The sequence below is a fragment of the Streptomyces sp. RKAG290 genome, assembly GCF_023701695.1.
Classification (GTDB): domain Bacteria; phylum Actinomycetota; class Actinomycetes; order Streptomycetales; family Streptomycetaceae; genus Streptomyces.
This window is the reverse complement of the sequence record NZ_JAJOZC010000001.1, coordinates 3,524,235-3,548,064: the sequence shown is the minus strand read 5'-3', so window position 1 is coordinate 3,548,064 and position 23,830 is coordinate 3,524,235. Positions and strand designations below refer to the sequence as shown.

At 70.8% G+C, this 23,830-nt stretch carries 20 protein-coding genes and 3 pseudogenes; 10 read left to right on the top strand and 13 right to left on the bottom strand.

The features are described from left to right. Window positions 1–249: 249 nt before the first annotated feature. The 4 genes and pseudogenes from LNW71_RS15450 to pdhA all read right to left on the bottom strand — a co-directional run bounded on the left by LNW71_RS15450 (window position 250) and on the right by pdhA (window position 5,407). Entirely contained in the window at window positions 250–1,098 is an 849-nt protein-coding gene (locus LNW71_RS15450) for an NTP transferase domain-containing protein (protein WP_250968753.1), read from the bottom strand. Between the two features lie 673 nt (window positions 1,099–1,771). Beyond that, a pseudogene (locus LNW71_RS15445) lies at window positions 1,772–3,216 on the bottom strand (dihydrolipoamide acetyltransferase family protein). Then, a complete protein-coding gene (locus LNW71_RS15440) occupies window positions 3,216–4,247 on the bottom strand; it encodes an alpha-ketoacid dehydrogenase subunit beta (RefSeq protein WP_250968752.1) in 1,032 nt (343 codons plus the stop codon). Before LNW71_RS15440 ends, LNW71_RS15445 begins: the two are co-directional and overlap by 1 nt. Next, complete coding sequence (pdhA, locus tag LNW71_RS15435) at window positions 4,244–5,407, bottom strand: pyruvate dehydrogenase (acetyl-transferring) E1 component subunit alpha (RefSeq protein ID WP_250968751.1); 1,164 nt, start codon at window positions 5,405–5,407, stop codon at window positions 4,244–4,246. The genes LNW71_RS15440 and pdhA overlap by 4 nt, the downstream gene beginning before the upstream one ends. Window positions 5,408–5,669: 262 nt before the next feature. Between pdhA and LNW71_RS15430 the strand changes: the two genes are divergently transcribed. Further along, entirely contained in the window at window positions 5,670–6,176 is a 507-nt protein-coding gene (locus LNW71_RS15430; RefSeq protein WP_250972020.1) for an Lrp/AsnC family transcriptional regulator, read from the top strand. A 171-nt stretch (window positions 6,177–6,347) separates the two neighbouring features. On the opposite strand, the gene LNW71_RS15425 is transcribed toward LNW71_RS15430, so the two are convergent. Continuing rightward, complete coding sequence (locus tag LNW71_RS15425; protein WP_250968750.1) at window positions 6,348–6,941, bottom strand: TetR/AcrR family transcriptional regulator; 594 nt, start codon at window positions 6,939–6,941, stop codon at window positions 6,348–6,350. Between the two features lie 123 nt (window positions 6,942–7,064). Between LNW71_RS15425 and paaN the strand changes: the two genes are divergently transcribed. After that, on the top strand, window positions 7,065–8,765 hold the full coding sequence (gene paaN / locus LNW71_RS15420) for a phenylacetic acid degradation protein PaaN (RefSeq protein WP_250968749.1): 1,701 nt from the start codon (window positions 7,065–7,067) through the stop codon (window positions 8,763–8,765). Window positions 8,766–8,944: 179 nt separating this feature from the next. Here the strand turns inward: paaN and LNW71_RS15415 are convergent, their stop codons facing one another. From LNW71_RS15415 to LNW71_RS36955, 3 genes and pseudogenes are all read right to left on the bottom strand, one after another. Beyond that, window positions 8,945–9,679, bottom strand: coding sequence for a TrmH family RNA methyltransferase (locus LNW71_RS15415; RefSeq protein ID WP_308294567.1), 735 nt, complete (start codon window positions 9,677–9,679; stop codon window positions 8,945–8,947). A gap of 119 nt (window positions 9,680–9,798) precedes the next feature. Then, window positions 9,799–10,902, bottom strand: a complete 1,104-nt coding sequence (locus tag LNW71_RS15410) for an HTTM domain-containing protein (protein WP_374119417.1) — start codon at window positions 10,900–10,902, stop codon at window positions 9,799–9,801. Between the two features lie 181 nt (window positions 10,903–11,083). Beyond that, window positions 11,084–12,089: pseudogene (locus LNW71_RS36955) on the bottom strand (DUF5819 family protein). A 114-nt stretch (window positions 12,090–12,203) separates the two neighbouring features. Here LNW71_RS36955 and paaA point away from each other — a divergent pair. The 6 genes from paaA to LNW71_RS15375 all read left to right on the top strand — a co-directional run bounded on the left by paaA (window position 12,204) and on the right by LNW71_RS15375 (window position 17,125). Next, window positions 12,204–13,208 (top strand): 1,2-phenylacetyl-CoA epoxidase subunit PaaA, encoded by a 1,005-nt coding sequence (gene paaA / locus LNW71_RS15400; RefSeq protein ID WP_250968748.1) that lies wholly within the window; start codon window positions 12,204–12,206, stop codon window positions 13,206–13,208. Continuing rightward, window positions 13,205–13,495, top strand: coding sequence for a 1,2-phenylacetyl-CoA epoxidase subunit PaaB (gene paaB, locus LNW71_RS15395; protein ID WP_250968747.1), 291 nt, complete (start codon window positions 13,205–13,207; stop codon window positions 13,493–13,495). The genes paaA and paaB overlap by 4 nt, the downstream gene beginning before the upstream one ends. Beyond that, complete coding sequence (paaC, locus tag LNW71_RS15390; RefSeq protein ID WP_250968746.1) at window positions 13,492–14,193, top strand: 1,2-phenylacetyl-CoA epoxidase subunit PaaC; 702 nt, start codon at window positions 13,492–13,494, stop codon at window positions 14,191–14,193. Before paaB ends, paaC begins: the two co-directional genes overlap by 4 nt. Beyond that, the gene (paaD, locus tag LNW71_RS15385) at window positions 14,187–14,693 is read left to right on the top strand and encodes a 1,2-phenylacetyl-CoA epoxidase subunit PaaD (protein ID WP_250968745.1); all 507 of its coding nucleotides are present in this window, start codon (window positions 14,187–14,189) and stop codon (window positions 14,691–14,693) included. The genes paaC and paaD overlap by 7 nt, the downstream gene beginning before the upstream one ends. Further along, window positions 14,694–15,749, top strand: coding sequence for a 2Fe-2S iron-sulfur cluster-binding protein (locus LNW71_RS15380; RefSeq protein ID WP_250968744.1), 1,056 nt, complete (start codon window positions 14,694–14,696; stop codon window positions 15,747–15,749). Between the two features lie 164 nt (window positions 15,750–15,913). Further along, entirely contained in the window at window positions 15,914–17,125 is a 1,212-nt protein-coding gene (locus LNW71_RS15375) for an acyl-CoA dehydrogenase family protein (protein ID WP_250968743.1), read from the top strand. Between the two features lie 290 nt (window positions 17,126–17,415). Here LNW71_RS15375 and LNW71_RS15370 read toward each other — a convergent pair whose 3' ends face one another. From LNW71_RS15370 to LNW71_RS15350, 4 genes and pseudogenes are all read right to left on the bottom strand, one after another. Further along, window positions 17,416–17,760, bottom strand: a complete 345-nt coding sequence (locus tag LNW71_RS15370) for a rhodanese-like domain-containing protein (protein ID WP_250968742.1) — start codon at window positions 17,758–17,760, stop codon at window positions 17,416–17,418. A gap of 46 nt (window positions 17,761–17,806) precedes the next feature. Next, a pseudogene (locus LNW71_RS36145) lies at window positions 17,807–18,828 on the bottom strand (J domain-containing protein). 58 nt (window positions 18,829–18,886) lie between these two features. Continuing rightward, complete coding sequence (locus LNW71_RS15355; RefSeq protein WP_250968739.1) at window positions 18,887–20,344, bottom strand: DUF2252 domain-containing protein; 1,458 nt, start codon at window positions 20,342–20,344, stop codon at window positions 18,887–18,889. A 230-nt stretch (window positions 20,345–20,574) separates the two neighbouring features. Further along, on the bottom strand, window positions 20,575–21,750 hold the full coding sequence (locus LNW71_RS15350; RefSeq protein WP_250968738.1) for a hypothetical protein: 1,176 nt from the start codon (window positions 21,748–21,750) through the stop codon (window positions 20,575–20,577). A 91-nt stretch (window positions 21,751–21,841) separates the two neighbouring features. Here LNW71_RS15350 and LNW71_RS15345 point away from each other — a divergent pair, with 91 nt between their 5' ends. Further along, entirely contained in the window at window positions 21,842–22,306 is a 465-nt protein-coding gene (locus LNW71_RS15345; protein ID WP_250968737.1) for a MarR family winged helix-turn-helix transcriptional regulator, read from the top strand. Window positions 22,307–22,358: 52 nt separating this feature from the next. On the opposite strand, the gene LNW71_RS15340 is transcribed toward LNW71_RS15345, so the two are convergent. After that, on the bottom strand, window positions 22,359–22,706 hold the full coding sequence (locus LNW71_RS15340; protein WP_250968736.1) for a helix-turn-helix domain-containing protein: 348 nt from the start codon (window positions 22,704–22,706) through the stop codon (window positions 22,359–22,361). Window positions 22,707–22,832: 126 nt separating this feature from the next. Here LNW71_RS15340 and LNW71_RS15335 point away from each other — a divergent pair, with 126 nt between their 5' ends. Continuing rightward, entirely contained in the window at window positions 22,833–23,444 is a 612-nt protein-coding gene (locus LNW71_RS15335; RefSeq protein WP_250968735.1) for an NAD(P)H-dependent oxidoreductase, read from the top strand. Window positions 23,445–23,830 lie beyond the last annotated feature (386 nt).

The following is a 23,830-nucleotide window of genomic DNA, read 5'->3' as shown; positions in this document are numbered from 1 at the left end:
GTTCTCGGGGTGGTGGGGTTCTTGGCAGCCGGGTTATCAGCGCCGGCCCGGCCCTCGACGACGGTTCGCCCTACCGCGGCGGCGGGCTCTCCCCTCCGGACAGGTGCTCCGTACGCGACTGGCCGCTCACGGGCCCTGCAGCCCGGCCCCTTCCAGTCGCACGGTTGGGCGCTTGGCCGGCTGCCCCGACGGGCGCCTCAGCTGCCGGGTCCCTCGCCGGGGGCCGCCCGGTGCTGCCGCCGCGGCCCGTCATGGCGTCTCTGTCTCGTCCGCCCACCGGAGTGCGAGCGCGGCGGCCTTGCGGGCCGCCTCGGCCACTGCCTCGGGTCCACCCCCGCCGCTGCTCGCCTGCGCCGCCGCGTAGCCGACCAGGAAAGTCGTCAGGGGCGCGGCAGGCCTGGCGACGCCGTGGGCGGCATCACGGGCGAGGTCGAGCAGGACGCCGGTGTCGACGTCGAGTTCGATGCCCAGTTCGTTCTTGACTGCGGTGATCCATTCGTCCAGCACGGTCCCATGTTCTCTGATCCGGGCCCGGGCCGAAGCGATGTCTTCCCAGGTGTCGCAGTCGAACGATGCGAGCGGATCCGCCACCACCCGGGAAAGCCGCAGCTCGTGCGTCAACAGCCGCAGGGGCAGTCCGGCGAGACCGCCGTGCTCCGTGGCGAGCAGCGCCAGTTCACGGCGCAGGGGTTCCGCACGATAGACAGCCACCAGCGGCTGGTCGCGGCCGTCCTGATCGGCGCAGAGGGCACCCTCCACGCCCCCCTGACCTGCGGCGGCCAGCAGCGACTCGACCGTGTCCGCCCCCAGGAACGGCAGATCGGCGGAGAGCACGAGCACGCGCTCCGCCGTTGTGTGCCGCACCCCGGCACCGAGCGCGGCCAGCGGACCGCCGCCCTGAGGCTCCTCGCAGGTCCAGGTCACGGCACGCACGGTGGGCCGGCGGCCCCCCACCACCACGGTGGTCCCCGCCTCGGCGCAAGCCGCGAGCACGCGGTCGAGCAGCGCCCGGCCCCCGATCCGGAGGCCGGGCTTGTCGGTGCCGCCGAGCCGCTTGGCGGCACCTCCGGCAAGAACGATGGCGTCATACGCGGTCATGCCCCGAGTATGCGTGCCCCCCGGCCCGGCGGATCTGCCCGTCCGCAATCCCGTGGATCAACGCGGAACGGAAATAGGGACCGGAAGAACCGTGAACGGGAACGGGGAACGGGGAACGGGGAACGGCAACGGGGAACGGGGAACGGCAACGGGGAACACCGGAAGAGTCGCGGTGCTCCCGACCTGCGAACCGCCTCGCAGCTCTCGCCTCGCGCCTCTCACCTACGAGCTGCCGGCCGGTCGCCGGCTGACTAGCCGACCGGCTGCCGTGCGACGAGCCGACCGTCCACCTTGGTGACGAGCCGACCAGCTGCCCTTCGACAAGCCGGATGCCCCTGGACAAGCCTGCTCCCCGACACCCAGCCGCCCACCGCGCCGGACCGACCGACGTGCCAGCCGCTCACTGCCAGGCCGCCCGACGTGCCAAGCCGTCCAGCCCGCAGGCGCACTGGACCAACCGCCCTCCACGCCCGCCCGACGGCCTCCGCGCCGTGCCGGGCCAGCCGCCCTGGACCTCCGCCAGCGCTCCCCGCACCTCCGCCGGCGCAAGGCTGGCCTCGCTCAAAGCCGTCGGCACAAGTCCAGCCGGCCCGCACCTCCCTCGGCGCAAGGCGGCCGCCCCGGGCCCCCGCCAGCGCCGGCACACGCCGCTGGGAGCCCCGACGACTGGTGCCTACAGCGTGCGCAGGAGTACCGCAGGCTGTTCCACGCAGTCGGCCACGTAGCGCAGGAAGCCGCCCGCCGTGCCGCCGTCGCAGACCCGGTGGTCGAAGGTCAGCGAGAGCTGGACCACCCGCCGCACGGCCAGCTCGCCCTCGTGCACCCATGGCTTGGGCACGATCCGGCCGACGCCGAGCATCGCGGCCTCCGGGTGATTGATGATCGGGGTGGATCCGTCGACGCCGAACACGCCGTAGTTGTTGAGCGTGAACGTGCCGCCGGTCAGCTCCGCCGGCTTCAGCGTCCCCGTCCTGGCGGCCTCGGTGAGCCGGGTGATCTCCGCGCCGATCGACTCCGCGTTGCGCGCCTGCGCATCCCGTACGACCGGGACGACCAGCCCCCGCTCCGTCTGGGCCGCGAAGCCGAGGTGGATCCCGGGCAGCCGCACGATCTCACGTGCCTCCTGGTCCACCGTGGAGTTGAGTTCGGGGTACCGGGCCAGGGCGGCCGTGCAGATTCGGGCAAGCAGGGCGAGCACCGACACCTTGGGCCCGGCGCCGGGACCACCGGCGCTGTTCATCGCCGCTCTGGCTGCCATCAGCTCGGTGGCATCGGCGTCCACCCAGCAGGTGGCGTCGGGATCTCGCGCCGGCTGCGCGTCAGCTTGTCGGCGACCGCGCCCCGTACACCGCGCAACGGAACCCGTTCGCCTGCGGGCTGTGCCGGCGCCTCGGCCGTCACCGCCGCCGCCTGTGCCGTCACGGCGCCTGAGTGGATGGCGGACTCCACGTCCGCCCGCAGAATCAGCCCGTCGGGTCCGGAGCCGACGAGCTGCCGGAGGTCGAGATCGTGCTGCCGCGCCAGCTTGCGCACCAACGGGGACACGACGGCAACCGGCCCCGGCACGCCATCCGGAACCACACCGGAGGCGGAGCCCGCAGCCGCGGCGGCAGCAGGCTGGGATGCGCCAGGAACGACGGAGGGGACTGGCGAGACGGCGGAGACGGGCGAGATGGGGGCGACGGGTGAAACGGGGGAGATGGGAGCTGCGACAGTGGCCGGCCCCGTGAGCCCCTCAGGACGGACCCGCCTGCGGCGGACCGGCGGTGCGCCGGTCCCGTACCCGACGAGCACGTTGCCCGACCCGGACGGCTCCGGCTCGGCGGTCCCCGTACCGGAACCGGTTTCCGCCGTGCTGCCGGGCCCCTCCACCGACCCGACCGCGACGGTCAAAAGGGGTGCCCCGACCGGAAGTTCCTTGCCCTCCTCGCCGAACCGTGCGGTCACCACGCCCCCGTACGGACAAGGCACCTCCACCATCGCCTTGGCCGTTTCCACCTCGACGACCGGCTGGTCGATGGCGACGACATCGCCGACCTCCACCAGCCAGCGCACGATCTCGGCCTCGGTCAGTCCCTCGCCGAGATCCGGAAGCTTGAATTCGAGCACCTGGGCCATCAGTTCCCCGCCTCCCACTGCAGCCGTGCGACGGCGTCGAGCACCCGGTCCACGCCCGGCAGGTGGTGTCGCTCCTGCATCGGCGGCGGATAGGGGATGTCGAAACCGGCGACACGCAGCACCGGCGCCTCCAGATGGTGGAAGCAGCGCTCGGTGATCCGGGCCGCGATCTCGCCGCCCGGACCGCCGAAACCGGTGGACTCATGGACGACGACAGCGCGGCCGGTCCGCCGCACGGACGCGGCCACCGTCTCGTCGTCGAACGGCACCAGCGACCGCAGATCGACGACTTCGAGGTCCCAGCCCTCCTCGACCGCGGCCTGCGCGGCCTCCATGCACACCGGCAGGGACGGCCCGTACGTGATCAGCGTCGCGCTGCGCCCGGGCCGGCGCACGACGGCCCGCCCGATGGGCTCCACGGCTGTGGGCGCCGCGGGCGACCAGTCCGCCTTCGACCAGTAGAGCCGCTTGGGCTCCAGGAAGACCACCGGGTCGTCGGAGGCGATCGAGGCCCTCAGCAGTCCGTAGGCGTCGTCGACCGTGGCGGGCGTGACGACATGGAGACCCGGGGTCGCCATGTAGTACGCCTCCGAGGAGTCGCTGTGATGCTCGACGCCGCCGATTCCGCCGCCGTACGGCACCCGGACCGTGATCGGCAGGGGCATGGCGCCCCCGGTCCGGTTCCGCATCTTGGCGACGTGACTGATGAGCTGCTCGAACGCCGGATAGGCGAAGGCGTCGAACTGCATCTCCACGACCGGCCGCAGCCCGTACATCGCCATGCCGACGGCCGCCCCGAGGATGCCGGCCTCGGCCAGCGGGGTGTCCGTGCAGCGGTCGTCGCCGAACTCCTTCGCCAGGCCGTCCGTGATCCGGAAGACTCCGCCGAGCGTCCCGACGTCCTCCCCGAGTACGTGCACCGAGGGGTCCTCGGCCATCGAGTCGCGCAGCGCGCGCCCGAGTGCCTGCGCCATGGTGGCGGGCTTGGCCTTCGCCGTCCGCTCTCCGGCCGTGGCCGCTGCGGTGGTCATCGCCCTGCTCCTCTGTCGTCCGCGCCGTGCTGGTCGCTCTCCGCGTCCAGCTCGACACGCAAGCGGGCTGCCTGCTCACGCAGCTGCGTGGTCTGCTCCGCGTATACGTGGGTGAAGAGATCCATCGGGTCGAGCACCGGGTCCGCGTTCATCCGCTCGCGCAGTCCGGCCGCCATCCGCTCGGCGGCCTCCCGCGCCTCCTCGATGCCGTCGTCGCCGAGCAGCCCGCGCCCGGTCAGCTCGCGCTCCAGGAGCTGGACCGGATCGTGTGCCCGCCACGCCTCGACCTCGCTGTCGACGCGGTAGCGGGTCGCGTCATCGGCGTTCGTGTGCGCGTCCATGCGGTAGGTGACTGCCTCCACGAGCGTCGGTCCGCCGCCGCTCCTGGCCCGCTCGACCGCTTCGGAGAGCACCTGGTGCATGGCGGCCGCGTCATTGCCGTCGACCAGCCGGCCCGGCATCCCGTACCCCACGGCCTTGTGCGCCAGGGACGGTGCCGCGGTCTGCTTGGCCAGCGGTACGGAGATGGCGAAGCCGTTGTTCTGTACGAGGAAGACGACCGGGGCACGCCAGACGGCCGCGAAATTCAGCGCCTCGTGGAAATCGCCCTCGCTGGTGCCGCCGTCGCCGACCATGGCGAGGGCGACCACGTCGTCGCCCTTGAGCCGCGCCGCGTGTGCCAGGCCCACGGCATGCGGCAACTGGGTGGCAAGCGGGGTGCAGAGCGGGGCGATGCGGTGCTCGCGCGGGTCGTAGCCGGTGTGCCGGTCGCCACGCAGCAGCGTCAGTGCCTCGACCGGGTCAAGGCCCCGCGCCACGGCTGCGAGCGTGTCGCGGTAGCTGGGAAAGAGCCAGTCCCGCTCCTCCAGCACCAGGGCTGCCGCGATCTCGCAGGCCTCCTGCCCCGTGCTCGACGGGTAGACGGCGAGTCTGCCCTGCTTGGTGAGGGCCGTCGCCTGGGTGTTGTACCGCCGGCCACGCACCAGTTCGGCGTAGAGCCGCAGCAGCAGCTCGGGGTCTGCGTCGGCCGCGGCAGCCGTACCGAGCACGCGGAACGGCTCGGGGTCCGGGAGCAGCGGCGCGGGGTCGGTGAGCGGCTTCCAGGCCGGGGGCGGCGTGGGCCGGTAGGCGGCCGCGCCGGGCAGCTCTTGGACCGTCATGACAAGCACCTCCTGGCATCGAGTGGTATCGAGTGGCAGCTGTCGACATCGAGTGGTGCCCGATATCGGGGGGTGACGAAATATGTCGAAATATCGAAAGCTGTGCGAGGGCGAGTGTGGTGCGCCTCACCTACCGATTGTTCGGTCGCGAGCGCATTTTGGCTACAGGCACCGTCAGCCTGTGGACAAACGGTTCTCCACAGCCTGGGATGGGGACAGCTCGTCCAGGACAGGGAGGCGCGGGAACATGGCAGCTGAACAAATGGCCGAAGGCGGCGAGGACCCCGGCCGGATTCCTCCGGCGCGCCCGCTCGACGCCATCGACCGCGCCATCGTCCGATTGCTCCAAACGGACGGCCGCGCCTCGATACGGTCGGTGGCCGATCGCGTCCACGTGTCGCGCGCCAACGCCTACGCGCGGATCAACCGGCTCATCGAAGACGGGGTGATCCGGGGCTTCAGCGCGCGGGTGAACCACGAGCGGGCGGGGCAGGGGGCCTCCGCCTACATCACGCTCAAGATCGTGCAGAACTCCTGGCGCACCGTTCGCGAGCAGCTCCAGGCACTTCCCGGCGCCACGCACATCGCACTGGTCAGCGGCGATTTCGACGTCCTGCTGCTGGTGCACACGCAGGACAACCGCTCGCTGCGCGAGCTGGTCCTGACCAGGATCCAGTCCATCCCGGAGGTGCTCTCCACCCGCACCCTGCTGGTCTTCGAGGAGACGGACCTGGCACCGGGCCCCGACCGCCCCACGGAACTCACCTGAGGCACGGCCGGCCGGGCGGGAGAGCCGGCCCGGCCCGAGGCGACAGCCAACAGCCCAACGGCCCACTTCAACGGCCCAGCCCGGTGCAGCCCAGCCCGGTTCGGCCCAGCCCAGTGCAGCTCAGCTCAACGACTCAACGACTCGGCTCGGATCGGCTCGGCTCGGCTCGGCTCAACGACTGGACTTCATGCCGTCGAAGGCCAGCTGGACGACGGTGTCCGCCAGCTGGTCCCGCTCCGCCCCGTCGTCCGGTAGCGGCCGGTACCACTCCACCAGGGAGTTGACCATCCCGAAGAGCAGCCGCGTCGCGAGGCGTATGTCCACGTCGGAGCGGAGATCACCGTCCGCGACCGCGGCCTTGAGCAGATCGCCCACCCGCTGGTCGAACTCGCGCCGCCGCTCCAGCGCCCAGCGCTCCGTCTTCGTGTTGCCCCGCACCCGCAGCAGCAGCGTGACATAGGGAAGTTCGGCTATCAGCACCTCGACGGTGCGACGGGTGACGTACTCGACCCGCCCGATCGCCCGGCCCCGCGTGGCACCCGATTCGTCGAGGATTCCGAAGAGCCCGTCCAGCGCCCGGCTGACCGCTCGCCGCAGCAGCTCTTCCTTGCCTGCGACGTGGTGGTAGATCGACGACTTCGAAATCCCCGCCGCCTTCGACAGGTGCTCCATGGACGTGCCGTCGTAGCCGCGCTCGTTGAAGACACGGACAGCGACGGTGAGCAGAGTCTCCGGGGTGTACGTGTCCCGCTTGGCCGTGGTCATGCCAGCGATCCTCCCCTACGAGTTGTCCACAGGTTTCGTGGGCCCCCTTGTCCCGACCGATCGTTCGGTTACTCTAACTCTGTCCGCCCGTCCCTGCCCAGCTCGATGAGGAGTTGGTCCGTCATGGCCGCCGAGCTCTCCCCGCACCTGCTGTCCGAGAAGCACCGCCCCACGCTCGACCGGACCCTCGACGCGATCCGCTCGCGTGCCTACTGGTCCCCGCACCCCGAGCACCCGAAGGCGTACGGCGAGGCCGGCTCCCCCGGCAGCCTGGGCGCCGCCGAGGGCAAAGCAGCCTTCGACGCCGTACTGCACACCCGTATCGACCTCGGCCAGCCGGGCACCGACGGCTGGACCGGCGGGGAGACCTCCCCGTACGGCCCGGAGCTGGCCGTCGAGTACCCCCACGCCGACCTGGACGTCCTGCTTCCCGCGATGCGCGCCGGGATGCCGGCCTGGCGCGAGGCGGGCCCCGAGACCAGGGCCCTGGTCTGTCTGGAGATCCTGGCGCGGATCAGCGCCCGCACCCACGAGTTCGGTCACGCGGTGATGCACACCAGCGGACAGGCCTTCATGATGGCGTTCCAGGCCGGCGGCCCGCACGCCCAGGACCGCGGGCTGGAGGCGGTGGCGTATGCGTACGAGGAGCAGATCCGCGCTCCGCGGACCGCGGACTGGTCCAAGCCGCAGGGCAAGCGCGACCCGATCGAGCTGCACAAGACGTTCACCGCGGCGGGCCGCGGCATCTCGCTGCTGATCGGCTGCAACACCTTCCCCACGTGGAACGGCTACCCGGGCCTCTTCGCCTCCCTCGCCACCGGCAATCCCGTCCTGGTCAAGCCGCATCCCCGGGCGGTCCTTCCGCTGGCCCTCACGGTTCAGGTGGCGCGCGAGGTGCTCACCGAGGCGGGCTTCGACCCCAACCTGGTCGCCCTGGCCGCCGAGCGACCGGGTGAGGGCATCGCCAAGTCCCTGGCGGTCCGGCCCGAGATCCGGATCATCGACTACACCGGTTCCACGGCCTTCGGCGACTGGCTGGAGGCCAACGCCCGCCAGGCACAGGTCTATACGGAGAAGGCCGGGGTCAACACGATCGTCATCGACTCCACCGACGACTACCGCGGCATGCTCTCCAACCTGGCGTTCTCGCTCTCCCTCTACAGCGGCCAGATGTGCACCACCCCGCAGAACCTGCTGGTCCCCCGGGACGGGATCACGACGGACGTCGGCGACAAGACGTACGACGACGTGGTCGGCGACATCGCCGCGGCGGTCACCGGACTCCTGGGTGACGACGCGCGGGCGAACGCCCTGCTCGGCGCCCTGGTCAATCCCGAGGTGAGGGCACGTCTGGAGGCGGCCGCGCAGCTCGGCGAAGTCGTCCTGCCCTCAAGGGAGGTGACCAACCCCGAGTTCCCCGACGCGGTGGTACGTACGCCGCTGATCGTCAAGCTCGACGGAGCCAAGCCGGACGAAGATTCCCCCTACCTCTCGGAGTGCTTCGGCCCGGTCTCCTTCGCGGTGGCGGTCGACTCGACGGCGGACGCCTTGGAACTGCTGCGCCGCACGATCCGCGACAAGGGGGCGATGACGGTCGGCGCGTACACCACATCCCCCGAGGTCGAGGGCGCGGTGGTGGACGTCTGCCTGGACGAATCGGCCCAGCTCTCGCTGAACCTCACGAGCGGCGTGTACGTCAACCAGACGGCGGCGTTCTCCGACTTCCATGGTTCGGGCGGCAACCCGGCGGCCAACGCGGCCCTGTGCGACGGCGCTTTCGTGTCCAACCGCTTCCGCACCCTGGAAGTCCGCCGCCAACGCTGACAGCCGGCGATACAGCCCGTCGGGCGTTCGAGGCGCGAAGGCCCCGGAGCCAGGGGCAGAGCCCCGTTGACGGAAAAAGGAGGCGGGGGCGGGGAGGGCGGTACGGGAAGGGGCGGGTGGGGTCCGGGGCCCCGGACCCCACCCGCCCCCGCTCCCTCTCACAGAGCGAGCTGCCCCAACTAGCCCGCCTGCACAGCCTCCCCAGGAATATCCGCATGCCGCTGCACCCACGCATGCATCGCAATCGCCGCCGCAGCCCCCGCGTTGATCGACCGGGTGGAACCGAACTGCGCGATCGAGCACACCATCGACGCGTGGTTACGGGCCTCCTCCGTCAGACCGGGCCCCTCCTGTCCGAAGAGCAGCACACACCGGCGCGGCAGCACGGTCCGCTCCAGCGGCACGGCGCCCGGCAGATTGTCGATGCCGATGATCGGCAGGCCCTCGGCCTCCGCCCAGGCGGTCAGATCCGCGGTGTCGGGGTGATGGCGGACATGCTGGTAGCGATCGGTGACCATCGCCCCACGACGGTTCCAACGCCGCCGCCCGACGATGTGGATCTCCTTGGCGAGGAATGCGTTCGCGGTGCGTACCACCGAACCGATATTGAAGTCGTGGCCCCAGTTCTCCACCGCCACATGGAAGTCGTGACGCCGTAGATCCAGATCGGCGACGATCGCCTCCCGGGTCCAGTACCGGTAAGGGTCGCCCACATTGCGCCGGTCGCCGTGGGCGAGCAGCTCGGGATCGTACCGCTCGCCCTCGGGCCAGGGCAGCGGATGCGGCCCGACGCCGATCTCCGTCCCGAATCCCTCGTCGTACTGAGCCGGCTCGGCCCCGACGGGCGGCTCGGCCCCGACGGGCGGCTCGGCCCCGACGGGCGATGTGTCCCCAACGGACGGCTCGGCCGCCACGGGCAACTCAGCCGCCGCAGACTCGTCAGTCGACGGATTCCCCCTGGTAACGCCGCCACCGCCGCTACTGCCGCCGCTGTCGTTATTGCCCGTGCTACCGGTGCTGCCGGTCTCGCTGCTCACCTGACGAGCGTATGGCCCCCGTCGGCGCTGTGCTGCGGCGCCTCCCGCTCCTCGGCCCCGTCCCGGGGCTGCGGCACCGTTTCGCGCCGCTGGAACAGCAGCTCCCGTCCGAGCGAGACCCGGCCGCCGATCCACACGAGGAAGACGGTCGGCAGGAAGACGGCGTCCGCGGCGATCATGGCCATCGAGAAGAAGGGCAGCCCCAGCAGCAGGGCGATACCGGCGTGCTCACCGATCATCGCGACCAGCAGGACGTTCTTGACGCGTCGGTTGAACAGGGTGAAGGGGAAGGCGACCTGCACGATGACCGTTGCGTACGTCAGCACCATCACCATCACACCGCTCGCGGCGAGGATGTCCGAGAGTCCGGGCCAGGGGGTGAAGTATTCGAGTTTGAGCGGGTAGTACAGCGCCGTGCCGTCCTGCCACCTCGAACCCTGGATCTTGTACCAGCCTGCGGTCGAGTAGATCAGGCAGACCTCGGCCATGATCACGACGAGGGTGGCGTTGTGGGCGAGGTTCGCGATGACGTCGAGCAGAGTGCGCGGCTCGCTGAGCGGTGCGTAACGGTTCACGGCCCACCAGGCGGCGTGACCGGTCCACAGGATCCAGAAGAGCACCGGCAGCCAGACGGTACCGCCGAGGCTGTCCGTCACCGTGGCCCCGATGAGGACGGCGCCGAACGCCGCCCACAGCAGCGGACCGGCCGCATCCCCGCGCGCCGGACGCCCGCCGCCGGCCCGCCTGACCGGCTCCCCTTCCTCCTGCTCGTCTCCCTCGTCCGCCGACTGCGCCGCCCGTGCTTTGCGCGCCGCCCGCCGGGCATCCAGTGACCAGACCTGCCCGCACCGGGTCAGCACCAGGTAGATCGCCATCAGGTGGATGACGTTGTCGCCGCCGTCACCCATGAAGATGCTGCGGTTCTGCAGCGAGAGCACTCCGGCCATGAACAGGACGGACATGGCGCGGGTGTGCCAGCCCACCATCAGCAGCGCGGCCGCGAGCAACGCGAGCGCGTACACGATCTCGAACCAGACGGCGTTGTCCGACCACATGAGCGTGGTGAAGGCCTGGTTGTTCGAGATGAGCTGCTCCGCCATGTCCCAGCGCCACGGGGCGCCGGGGCCGTACATCTCGTGCCGGTGCGGCAGTTCGCGCAGCAGGAACAGCAGGTAGGTGGCGGAGAAGCCGATCCGGATGACGGCGCTCTGGTACGGGCCGAGGGCCGAGGCGGTGATGCGCTGGATGCCGCGGGCGAGCCTGCGGTCGGGCCGGGCGTGCTCACTGGTCCGCCTCCTTGGCGTCCGCCGAGCCCTCGGGGAGGTCGGCCGCGGTGACGGTCCACCAGGGCAGCACCCGGTAGGACGGTTTCGTGCTGATCTTCTCGTCGCTCCACGACGGAGCCGCGACGGACCTCACTTCGGACCGGACCTGGATCCGTTCGACGGTGCCGCCGTAGTCGTGCTCGCTCAGCCGCAGCATCACGATGCGGCGTATGTACTGCTCGGAAAGGGTGCCGCGCAGCCCGTTGGCCCGGTTCTGGCTGTCATGGGAGCCGAGGTAGAAGTCCCAGCCCCGCCGGAGTTCGTTCTGCTGGACGTGGCTGGGCAGAAGATTGCCGCGTATCGCCTTGCCGTCCTCGCCCGAGAGACTCATCCAGGGGGTGGTACGACGGCCGTCGGCGCCGGCTATCTCAGCGCGTACGTGTACGGCGATGTTCTGCTGCAGCGGGTTGGGGGCGAAGAGCTTCCAGTTCTGCTCGAACTCGGGATAGACCCACTCGTCCACCGCCTTGCCGTGCTGCTTCGTCAGCGTGTTGGAGGGCGCGACGTGCAGGAACACCATGCCCAGCTGAACGCACGCGATCACCCCGATCACGGAAAGTGCCACGGCGGCAGCGACCTGGTACGGAAACGACAGCCCTGCCATACCCGTACGCGGCTCAGAGCCGGCGGGGGTCCAGTAGCCGTGCGGAGTTCGGTAGCCGTGCGGAGTTCCGGAGCAGTGCGGCGTTCAGGGCCATTGCCGGGTCCCGGACCGGTACCAGGTTCGGGACCGGGGTCGGGTTCAGCGCGTTTGCCGAGATCAGGGCCCGTACGGGGCTCAGGGCTCCTGCGGGTCTCAGGGTCTCAGCCCCATCGCGGGCCTCACTGGCCTCAGAGTCTTTGCGGGGCTCGGGGCCCTTGCGCGGCCCTGGGGCCTTGCGGGGCTCAGGAACCGTCCCTGAACCGGGTCCGGCCACGCGTCCCTCCCCGCCGCCGACGCCCCTGTCGTCGTACGAATCCATCCCGCCCCGATCCCCGTCGATCCCGGTCAGTTATCCACAGGGTTGACACCCTACGGGCCGCAGACTCACCATTGAAGACATTGAACCGAACGATCGGTCGGTAGGGAGTCCGGGATGGCGGCAGTGACTGCGGGCCAGACAGCGCAGGCGACAGCAGGCAGTACCGATGGGGCGGACGGGGCCCTGGAGGCGGCTTTCGACGCCGCCGTGGCGGCCGACGAGCGCATCGAGCCGCGCGACTGGATGCCCGACGCCTACCGCGCCTCGCTGGTCAGGCAAATGGCCCAGCACGCCCACTCCGAGATCATCGGCATGCAGCCCGAGGCCAACTGGATCAGTCGCGCCCCCTCGCTGCGCCGCAAGGCGATCCTGATCGCCAAGGTGCAGGACGAGGCGGGCCACGGTCTGTATCTGTACAGCGCCGCCGAGACGCTCGGCACCGGCCGCGAGGAGCTGCTCGACAAGCTTCACGCCGGGCGGCAGAGGTATTCGTCGATCTTCAATTACCCGACCCTGACCTGGGCGGACGTCGGCGCGATCGGCTGGCTGGTGGACGGGGCCGCGATCACCAATCAGGTACCTCTGTGCCGCTGCTCCTACGGCCCCTACGCCCGGGCGATGGTCCGCATCTGCAAAGAGGAGTCCTTCCACCAGCGCCAGGGCTACGAGCTGCTGCTGGCCCTCAGTGGCGGGACCGCCGCACAGCACGAGATGGCCCAGGACGCGGTGAACCGCTGGTGGTGGCCCTCCCTGATGATGTTCGGCCCGCCGGACGACGCCTCGTCGCATTCCGCCCAGTCGATGACCTGGAAGATCAAGCGCCACTCCAACGACGAGCTGCGGCAGCGCTTCGTCGACATCTGCGTCCCGCAGGCCGAGGTACTGGGCCTCACCCTCCCCGACCCGGACCTCCGGTGGAACGAGGAGCGCGGCCAGCACGATTTCGGGGCGATCGACTGGACGGAGTTCCAGGAGGTCCTGAAGGGCAACGGCCCGTGCAACGAACAGCGCCTCACCCAGCGCCGCCGGGCACACGAGGAAGGCGCCTGGGTCCGCGACGCGGCCGCCGCCTACGCACAGAAGCACACAGCCGTATCGAACGGGGAGGGGACAGCATGAGCAGCTCGACCGACTGGCCGCTGTGGGAGGTGTTCGTGCGCTCGCGTCGTGGGCTCTCCCACACCCACGCCGGCAGCCTGCACGCCCCGGACGCCGAGATGGCACTGCGCAACGCCCGCGACCTGTACACGCGCCGGTCCGAAGGGGTCTCCCTCTGGGTGGTGCCGTCCACCGAGATCACGGCGTCCTCACCGGACGAGAAGGACACGTTCTTCGAGCCGGCCGGCGACAAGCCCTACCGGCACCCGACGTTCTACAAGATCCCGGACGGGGTGAAGCACCTGTGACCGCGGCCCTCGCCCTGGGCGACGACGCGCTGGTGCTGTCGCACCGGCTGGGGGAGTGGGCCGGCCACGCCCCCGTGCTGGAGGAGGAAGTGGCCCTCGCCAACATCGCCTTGGACCTGCTGGGCCAGGCCCGGCTGCTCCTCTCCCTCGCAGGGGACGAGGACGAGCTGGCGTACCTCCGCGAGGAGCGTGCCTTCCGCAACGTCCAGCTGGTCGAGCAGCCGAACGGCGACTTCGCCCACACCATTGCCCGTCAGCTCTACTTCTCCGTCCACCAGCACGGGCTGTACGAGCAGCTGGCTGCCGGCGACGGCGAGTTCGCCGGGCTGGCGGCCAAGGCGGTGAAAGAGGTCGCCTACCACCGTGACCACGCCGAGCAGTGGACCCTGCGCCTCGGCGACGGCACCGCGGAGAGCCACGACCGGATGCAGCGCGCGGTGGACGCCCTGTGGCGTTTCACCGGTGAGCTGTTCCAGCCGGTCGAGGGCGTGGACGTGGACTGGAAGGCCCTGCAGAGCAACTGGCTGACATCCGTCACCGCCGTACTGGACCGGGCCACGCTGACCGTGCCGACCGGCGCGCAGGCCGGTGCCTGGACGGCAGGAGCGGGCCGGCAGGGCATCCACACCGAGCCCTTCGGCCGGATGATCGCCGAGATGCAGCACCTGCACCGCAGCCACCCGGGGGCGTCATGGTGACCGGGACGACGCTGGAGGAAGAGCTCCGCAGCCTCGCGGGCTCCGTCCCCGATCCGGAGCTTCCCGTGCTGACCCTGGAGGAGCTGGGTGTGCTCCGGGGCGTGGAGGTGCTCGCGCCGGGCCGCGTCAAGGTCCGGCTCACCCCCACCTACACCGGCTGCCCCGCGATAGAAGCCATGTCCGCGGACATCGAGCGCGTGCTGCACGACCACGGCATGACCGAGGTCTCCGTGGTCACCGTCCTCGCACCCGCCTGGTCCACGGACGACATCAGCGCGGAAGGGCGGCGCAAGCTGGCCGAGTTCGGCATCGCGCCCCCTCGGCCGCACGATGCCGCCTCCCCCTCCGGCGGCCCCGTGCCTCTGACCCTGTCGGTGCGCTGCCCGCACTGCGGCTCCACTGACACGGAGCTGCTGAGCCGGTTCTCGTCCACGGCCTGCAAGGCGCTGCGCAGGTGTGCGGCATGCCGTGAACCGTTCGATCACTTCAAGGAGTTGTAGATGTTCCATCCGCTCCGCGTCAGCGCGATCGAACGGCTCACGGACGATTCGGTGGCCGTCGACTTCGCCGTGCCGCCAGAGCTGCGTGAGACCTTCCGCCACAAGCCCGGCCAGCACCTCAACGTCCGCTACACCGTCGGCGGCGAAGAGATCCGTCGCTCGTACTCGATCTGCGCACCGGCCACCGAGCCGCCGGCCGACCCGGCACTCCGGGTGGGCATCCGGCTCGTCGACGGCGGCGCGTTCTCGACGTACGCGCTCAAGGAGCTCGTCGTCGGCGACCAGGTCGAGGCGATGCCCCCGATGGGCCGCTTCGTGCTCACGCCGCGCGCCGGGCAGTTCGCGGCCGTGGTCGGCGGCAGCGGCATCACACCGGTGCTTTCCATCGCGGCGACGCTGCTGGCGCGGGAGCCCGACGCCTCGTTCTGCCTGATCCGCAGCGACCGGACCGCCGCATCGACGATGTTCCTGGACGAGGTCGCCGACCTCAAGGACCGCTACCCGGACCGCTTCCAGCTGGTCACCGCGCTCTCGCGGGAGGAGCAGCAGGCGGGACTCCCATCCGGACGGCTGGACCGCGAACGGCTCACCCTGTTGCCCGCGCTGCTCCCGGTGACCGAGGTGGACGGCTGGTACCTGTGCGGCCCGCTCGGCCTGGTCCGGGCCGCCGAGGGAGCGCTGGACGGACTGGGCGTCGACCGGACCCGCGTCCACCAGGAGATCTTCCACGTCGAGGACGGGCCCGGCGCTGCTGCCCGGCCAAGGGTCGAGACTCCGGCCGACAGCATGCTCACCGCGACCCTGGACGGCCGCTCGGGCAAGTGGCCGGTACAGGAGGGCGAATCGCTGCTGGAGACGGTGCTGCGCAGCCGCTCGGACGCCCCGTACGCCTGCAAGGGGGGCGTGTGCGGGACCTGCAGGGCCTTCCTGGTCTCGGGCGAGGTGCGGATGGACCGCAACTTCGCACTGGAACCGGAGGAGACGGGCGCGGGCTATGTGCTGGCCTGCCAGTCCCACCCGGTGACCGGAGAGGTGGAGATCGACTTCGACCGCTGACCGCCACCCGCACCCGCAGTCGCAGTCACAGTCACACCCACAGTCGCGGCCGCGGCCGCGGCCGCGCCAGGGACCACAACTGTTCCCTTCTTGTAGAACCTGTTCTATCTTGACGACCCGTCAGGTCCGGGTACGGGCGCAGAGGTTCGTGGGAGGCCAGGACAGTGGACTTCACCTTCACCGAGGAACAGCAGGCAGCCGTAGAGGCGGCACGGGCGGTCTTCTCGGGCGTGGTGCCCGACGCGGTCCCCAGCCCCGCACTCGTGCCGGGTGCGGTGGCCGACGACATCGACCGCTCGCTGTGGGCCGGCCTCGCCGCCGGGGATCTGCTGAGCCTCACCCTGTCGCCCGAGCACGGCGGGGCGGGCCTCGATCTGGTCGCGCTCTGCCTGGTGCTTCGCGAGTCGGCGAGGGTCCTCGCACGGGTCCCGCTCCTGGAGACGTGCGCGGTCGCGATGGCACTCCAGCGCTACGGCGGGCAGGAACTGGCCGCCGAGCTGCTGCCCGGTGTGGGCCGGGGTGAGCTGGTCCTCACCGTCGGCGCCAATGGGCGCACCGGCCACGATCCGGCCGAACTCGCCGTCACCGCACGCCTGGACAGCAGCGGGGGCGAAGCCGGCCGGGACAGGATCGGCGGAGACGGGATCGGCGGGGAAGGGGTCGGCGGAGAAGGGGCGGAGGAAGCCTGGGTACTCGACGGTGTGCAGTCCGCGGTGCCGTGGGCCCAGGCCGCCGACTGGATAGCGGTGCCCGCCCACACCACGGAGGGCCGGACCGTCCTGGCCCTGGTCCGACGAGGCCAGGCAGGTGTCACCATCGCCGAGCAGGTCTCCACCAGCGGCGAACTCTTCGGCGAGGTACGGCTGGACGCGGTGCGTATCGGGCGCCGCGAGCTGATCGAAGCCGACGGTGCCTGGGAATGGCTGCAGGCACTGCTCACCACCGGAACCTGCGCACTCGCACTCGGACTCGGTGAGGCCGTGCTGGCCATGACGAGCGAGTACACCGGGAAGCGGGAGCAGTTCGGCTTCCCCGTGGCGACCTTCCAGTCCGTCGCCGTACAGACCGCGGACCGCTACATCGATCTGCGGGCCATGGAGGTCACCCTCTGGCAGGCGGCCTGGCGGATCGCCACCGGCGGCGGTGGCACGCTGCCCGTGGCCGGCGATGTCGCAGTGGCGAAGATCTGGGCATCCGACGGTGTCCGACGGGTCGTACAGACGGCACAGCACCTGCACGGCGGCTTCGGCGCGGACACCGACTACCCCCTGCACCGCTTCCATGCCTGGGCGAAGCAGATCGAGCTCTCCCTCGGCCCGGCAGCGGCCCACGAGGAGGCGCTGGGCGACCTGCTGGCAGCGCACTCCCTCGACTGAGACGTCAGCAGAGACCCAAAGCGAAAGGGCCCCCAGCGCCCGGCCGGAAAGGGACCAGCCGATCCCCAGCCCCGGGCCGGTCAGCTCAGCTCAGCTCAGCTCAGGCAGGTCAACGCAGGTCGGGCCGGATCAAGTCGGCTCAGTTCAGATCTCACACCAGACACCAAACATCAGACCGGATCCCGGCAGGCCGGGCCCGAACAGATCAGGCGCGAACAGGCCCGAACGAACCCGGTCCGTTCCCCCGGCCCCGTCCCCGGCCCCGCCCCGTCAGGTCCGGTAGGCGCAGGTCAGACGACGAAGGCCGGGTTGCCGTTGTCGGTGACCATGGGGCGCCCGGCACCGTCCCAGGCGAGCATCCCGCCGTCGATGTTCACCGCGTCGATCCCCTGTTGCACGAGGTACTGGGTGACCTGGGCCGAGCGGCCGCCGACCCGGCACATCACATAGACGCGACGGCCGTCCTCCGCCGCCTCGGTCAGCTCACCGAAGCGGCCCACGAAGTCGCTCATCGGGATGTGCACGGCGCCGTCGACGTGTCCGGCCGCCCATTCGTCGGCCTCCCGGACATCCAGCACGAAGCCGTCCGCCGGTACCGCCGCGACATCGACCGTGGGAAGCGGGCCGAAATTCATGGGTCATGCCTTCTCTCGTAAGTACGCTCCGGAGTCACCGGAAACGCTACTGCACCAGGCCCGCCAGTTCCGCCTCACGCTGCGATACCTCGCCCAGCAGCTGATCGGCGATCTCCTCGAGCAGGTGATCCGGATCGTCCGGGGCCATCCGCAGCATGGCGCCGATCGCGCTCTGCTCCAGGTCCTGGGCGAGCACCGTCAGCAGTTCCTTGCGCTGCGTCAGCCAGTCCAGCCGGGCGTAGAGCTCGTCGGCCTCGCTGAGCTGAGCCTCCGGAGCAGCCGGCCCGGCCGCCCACTCCTGAGCCAGCTCCTTGAGCAGTGCCTCGTCCCCACGCCCGTATGCGGCGTTGACGCGGGTGATGAACTCGTCCCGGCGTTCCCGCTCCTTCTCGTCCTGGGCCAGATCCGGGTGGGCCTTGCGGGCCAGCTCGCGGTACAGCTTGCGGACCTCCTCGGTCGGCCGGACCCGCTTCGGCGGCCGGACCGGCTGCTCCGTCAGCATCGCGGCCGCCTCGGGGACAGCCCGTCGGAGTCCATCCAGTCGTGGAACAGCTCGTCCACACCCGGCATGGGCATCACGATCGCCCGCGCCTCCTGCGCCTTGCGCAGATCCTCGGGATCGCCGGACCTGGCGGCCCGTGCTTCCGCGATCTGCGCATCGAGCTCGTCGAGACGCGCGTACATCGGGCCCAGCCGCTGGTGGTGCAGCCGGGAGAAGTTCTCGACCTCGACCCGGAATGTCTCCACCGCGATCTCGAACTCGATCAGGGCCTGCTCGGCCACCCGCACAGCATGGGCGAGGCGCGCCTCGGGCCGCGCCTGCTCAGATGCGCCGTCGGCAGGCCCGTCCTCCGCACGGCCCGCCGCACCGCCTGCGGCCCCGGCATCACCACCGGTGGCGTCGGCGGCCGGGGCGGCAGTGTCTCCGGCGCCGGCGGCCTGGGCCTCGGTGGGAGCGGCGTCCGCGGGCATGTCGGCCGGGCGGCCGGGCTGCTCGTGCTGCCGGTCGTGGTCCTGCCGGTCATCGTCGTTCCGGGTGGTCGGCACCCCGGCGGCTTCGTGGGTCACCCGTCCAGCGTATGGCCACGGCCCGTGCCCCGGGGACGCACGGTCGGCGGGACGGGGCTCACACCCCGAGTTCGGCGGCTATCCTCCCGGCACCGATCGCCTGCACGAGCTCCGCGTGGTCCGCCTCCGTGCGGTCCGCGTAGGTCACGGCGAACGCCGCCAGCGCCTCGTCCAGCTCCTCGTTCTTCCCGCAGTAGCCCGCGATGAGCCTCGGATCGGCGCTGTGCGCATGGGCTCGCGCCAGCAGCGCTCCGGTCATCCGGCCGTAGTCGTCGACCTGGTCGGCCGCCAAGGCCGCCGGATCGACGCTGCCCTTGCGGTTCCTGAACTGCCGTACCTGGTAGGGCCGCCCGTCCACGGTCGCCCAGCCCAGCAGAATGTCGCTGACGACCTGCATCCGCTTCTGTCCGAGCACCACCCGACGCCCCTCGTGCACCACCTCCGGCACGTCGAACCCCACGGCGGGCAGGTGGGGCGCCAGCACCGAGGGCCTGGCCTCCTTCACCTGCAGCACCAGCGGCTCCCCCCGGTGGTCGAGCAGCAGCACCACGTACGACCGGGTGCCCACGCTCCCCGTGCCGACCACCCGGAACGCCACATCGTGGATCGCGTACCTGGCGAGCAGCGGAACCCGGTCCTCCGAGACGGTGCCCAGATAGGCGCCGAGTCCCGCCGCCACGGCGGCGGCCTCGGCGTCCGGCACCCGGCGCAGCACCGGCGGTGCGTCGACGAAACGGCGTCCGCCGTCCTCGGAGTCCTCCGTGGATCTGGCGGCGAAGCGGGCGCTGGTGTTGTTACGGGCCTTCGCCGAGACCCGCTCCAGTGTCCCGAGCAGGTCCCGCGCGTCGGTGTGCGAGACGAGCTCCTCGTCGGCGATGGCATTCCATGCGTCGAGCGCGGGCATCTTTGCCAGCAGCCTCATCGTCCGCCGGTAGGCGCCCACCGTGTCGTAGGCAGCTCTGCGGCAGGTCTCCTCGTCCGCACCCGCCTCGCGGCCGGCGAGCACCAATGAGGTGGCGAGGCGCTTGAGATCCCACTCCCAGGGGCCCGTCACGGTCTCGTCGAAGTCGTTCAGATCGATGACCAGATTGCCCCGCGCATCGCCGTACAGACCGAAGTTGGCCGCATGCGCGTCACCGCAGAGCTGGGCGCCCACCCCGGTGACAGGGGTGCCCACGAGGTCATGCGCCATCAGCCCGGCCGAACCCCGGAGAAAGGCGAACGGTGAGGCGGCCATCCGCCCCACTCGGATCGGCGTGAGTCCGGGCACCCTGCCCCGGTTCGATTCCTCGACCGCTCGCACCGCATCGGGCCGCCCCGCAGGCAGGTCCAGCGCCTGATGCGAGGAACGGGGCACGCGCTCGCGCAGCGCCTTGCCCACTTCCCTCGGCGGCTGCGGGGTGGTGCGGTCCTCCGGGTCCGTACGGCGGGCGAACCCGGGCACCACCGGAATCCGCGGATCATCCCGTACAGCGCGCTGCACCGGCACCGGCACTGTCGCTTCGATCTCGCCCATGGCGCACAGCCTCCCCCGACCTCGCCCGAAGCCGCCGTCCGGCGCCCCGGTACAACATCAACTGCCGACGACGGTACCGCCGTTCACCGGCGGCCGTCTGCCCCTGTGGATGACCGGCTCCGCCGCCTGTGGAAAACTCTCGCCACGGCCTCCCCTGCCTGGTCAGGCGGCCACCGTCTCCTCTATCTCCTCCTGGTCAGACGGCTACCGTCTCCTCCGTCTTCTCCTGGTCAGACGGCTACCGTCTCCTCCATCTCCTCTTCGGCCGCCGCTTCGGTCTCCGTCCCGGCCCGCGTCCCCGGCCGTTCCCCGGCACCCGGCTCCACTGCCGCCGCCGAACCGGCTGCGGATTCGTCCGCAGGGTCGGTGGCCACGCGCCGATGGGTACCGGTGGCCGCGGTCTCCGCACCGGTCACGGCGTTGCGGCGCTTCCGCTCCGCCAGACCCGCCAGTGCCACCACGACCAGGCCGGCCGCGAACCAGAGCGCGAGCACCAGCAGGTGCCCGCCGAGCGCGTGCCCGCCGAAGTACACGTGGCTGCGGACTCCCTCGACGAAGCCCGCCCCGTTCCAGAAGGAGTGCAGCGCGCCGAAGAACCCGGGCTGCAGCTCGGGCCGGAAGATGCCGCCGGAGCTGGTGAAGTTGAGCATGACGAACAGCACCATCACCCCGAGCGTGGTCCACCGCTTGAGGAACGTGTGCAGCCCGACACCGATCAGCAGGATGCCCGCCGAGTAGAGCCACGCCATAGCCCACAGACCGCCGAGGCCGTGTTCCACCAGCCCGAACAGCGGTCCCGCGAACGCCGCCCCGATCACACTCACCACGAATGACGCGCCAACGGCCAGCAGCGCCCTGATGCGCAGCGCCAGCACTCCACCGGCTCCGCCGATCACGGCGACGGACGCGTACGACCCGATGCTCACCGCGACAAGCAGGAAGAAGATCCCCTGCCCGGTCGGGTCGCCGTCCGCGGTCGGGGCCTCGTCGGTCACCTTCAGTGGGGCGCCCTGCCCGGCCGCCACCTCGGTGAACACCTTCTGCACCACCGTGGCACTGGTGTCGGAGGACGCGGCGGCCACCAGCAGTTCGGGGCTCTTCCCCGGCAGGTAGGCGCCGTAACTCGCCTGCGTCCTCAGGTGATCGACCGCCGTGGCGCGATCGGCAACCGTGCGGACACTCAGCGCCCCGTCTCCCTTGTCCTGCAGAGTCTGCGCGAGCACCTGCGCGCTCGGTCCCGAACCGACCACGTCCACCCGCAGATCGTGCGGCTGCGGGGCATGGAAGGCCCCGAGGTAGGCGAGCCCCATACCGACGCACATCAGCAGCGGCGTGACGAGGTGGCTCAGCACATGACGCAGCGCTGCGGCGGTCGAGCCGGGAGCGGCACTCTGGCCTGTGGACATCGGAAGACTCCAGAAGGTTCGGATGATGGTTGGCTTTTACAACCCCTATTCCGTTGTACTATACAACTGAACTTTCGAGGAAGGCGAGCCCGTGCCAGGCACCCCCGGAGAACGCGAAGAGTCACTGGACGTCATCCAGCGCGAGCTGACCGCCTTCGCGCGCCGCGCGCGGGCCACCGCGGCCCACCTCCACCCGGAGCTGCCGCTGGTCTCGTACACACTGCTGGCACACATCGACGAACAGCAGGGATGCCGCGCCACGGATCTGGCCGCGCACTACATGCTCGACAAGTCCACGGTCAGCCGACAGGTCTCCGGCCTGGAGAAACTGGGCCTGGTCGAGCGCCACCCGGACCCGGCCGATCACCGCATCCAGGTACTGCACCCCACCGAGAGCGGAACCCGGGCGCTCGCCTCGACACAGGCCCGCCGCCGCGGCGCCTTCCAGGACCGACTGGCGGAGTGGACGGCGGAAGATCTGGGCCGGTTCGCCACGTATCTACTGCGCTACAACTCGACGAGCGACACAAGCCCTCCGGAGCCACCGGCACCGTGACCGTGGTCGCGCCCGGCCTGCCACAGCCGGCGCCAGGCCGCCCGGAGCCCGGCTAACAGTCGCCGGCGCCGTCCTTCAGATGCGTCTCGGCCCAGCGCCCCAGTTCCTTGAGCGCGGGCTCCATCGCGGCACCGGCCTGCGTCAGGCGGTACGAAACCCTCAGCGGCGGCCCCTCGTCGACCTCACGGACCACCAGTCCCGCCGTACCGAGCTCGGAGAGCCGGTCCGAGAGCATGCGCTCGCTGATGCCCGGAATCGCTCGGCGCAGATCGGCGAAGTGCACGGGCTGCTGGAGCAGCACGGAGACGATCGGCCCCGTCCAGCGCTTGCCGAACAGCTCGAAGACGCGACTGATGCCCACGTCGACCCGCCGACACGCCTGCTCGCTGTGATCCGCCATACGCCCAGAGTACTGCGTCACCGTGTGGGACTTACGATTAGTAAGTCACTATGCTATTACTAGGTACATACGAAACTTCGGCTCGCCCGACCGGCCCGCCGCCTTACCGAAACCGTGGAGACCCTCATGGCCACACTCCTGCACCTCGACTCCGCCGTCTTCCCCCAGGGCTCCGCGTCGCGCGAGGTCACCGCCGCATTCGTGCAGGCCTGGCGCGAGCAGCACCCCGACGGTCAGGTCATCTACCGCGACCTCGCCGCCGAACCGCTGCCGCACCTGGACGCCGCGGCCGTGGCCGCCGGCGCGAACGACCCGCTGCGCGGCGAACTCGCCGCCGAGCTGGCCGCTGCGGACGCGGTCCTGATCGGTGCGCCGATGTACAACTTCACGATCCCGTCCACCCTGAAGGCGTGGCTCGACCAGGTGATCATCGTCGGCCACAACGTCGGCCCGGACAGCCCCGTCGCCGGCACCCCCTTCACCGTCGTCGCCAGCCGTGGCGGCTCGTACGCGCCGGGCACGCCCCGCGCGGGCGCCGAGTTCGTCCAGAACTATCTGGCGACGCTGCTGACGGCCATGTTTGCCGCCGAGGTCGACTTCATCGTCCCTGAGCTGACGCTGGCGCACTCCAAGCCGGAGATGGCCGAACTCATCCCGCTCGCCGACGCCTCCCGCGCCCAGGCGTTCACCGACGCCACGGAGAAGGCCAAGAACCTCGCCTCCCGGCTCGCCGTCTGAGTCGTACGCAATCCGCCGCGCGGCCGTACCGGAGGAGCGCACGACCCCGTACCGGGACGGCAGGCGCCTCCGCGCGGGAGTGCCACGCGAGAGTGCCACGCGCCTCCCTGCCGGGGTGGCAGCACCTCTCTACGAGAACGGCGCAGGCAATAGAGAAGGCCGGGGTCCGCGGACCCCGGCCTTCGCGTCGCGTTCCGGCGCCCTTCGGCGGTCGTGTTTCGGCCGCCCCCGCGGTCGCCCACAGCCCTCAGGCGTAGCGAATCGGGCGTTTCACGTGAAACCAAACCCGGTACCAGCCCCGGCGCCGGCCGCCCGGCGAGCAAACGGCTGGAGCGCGGGAGCAAACCGTCCGTAAGTCCGGGGAGCAAACCGAAGAAGCCCCGCAG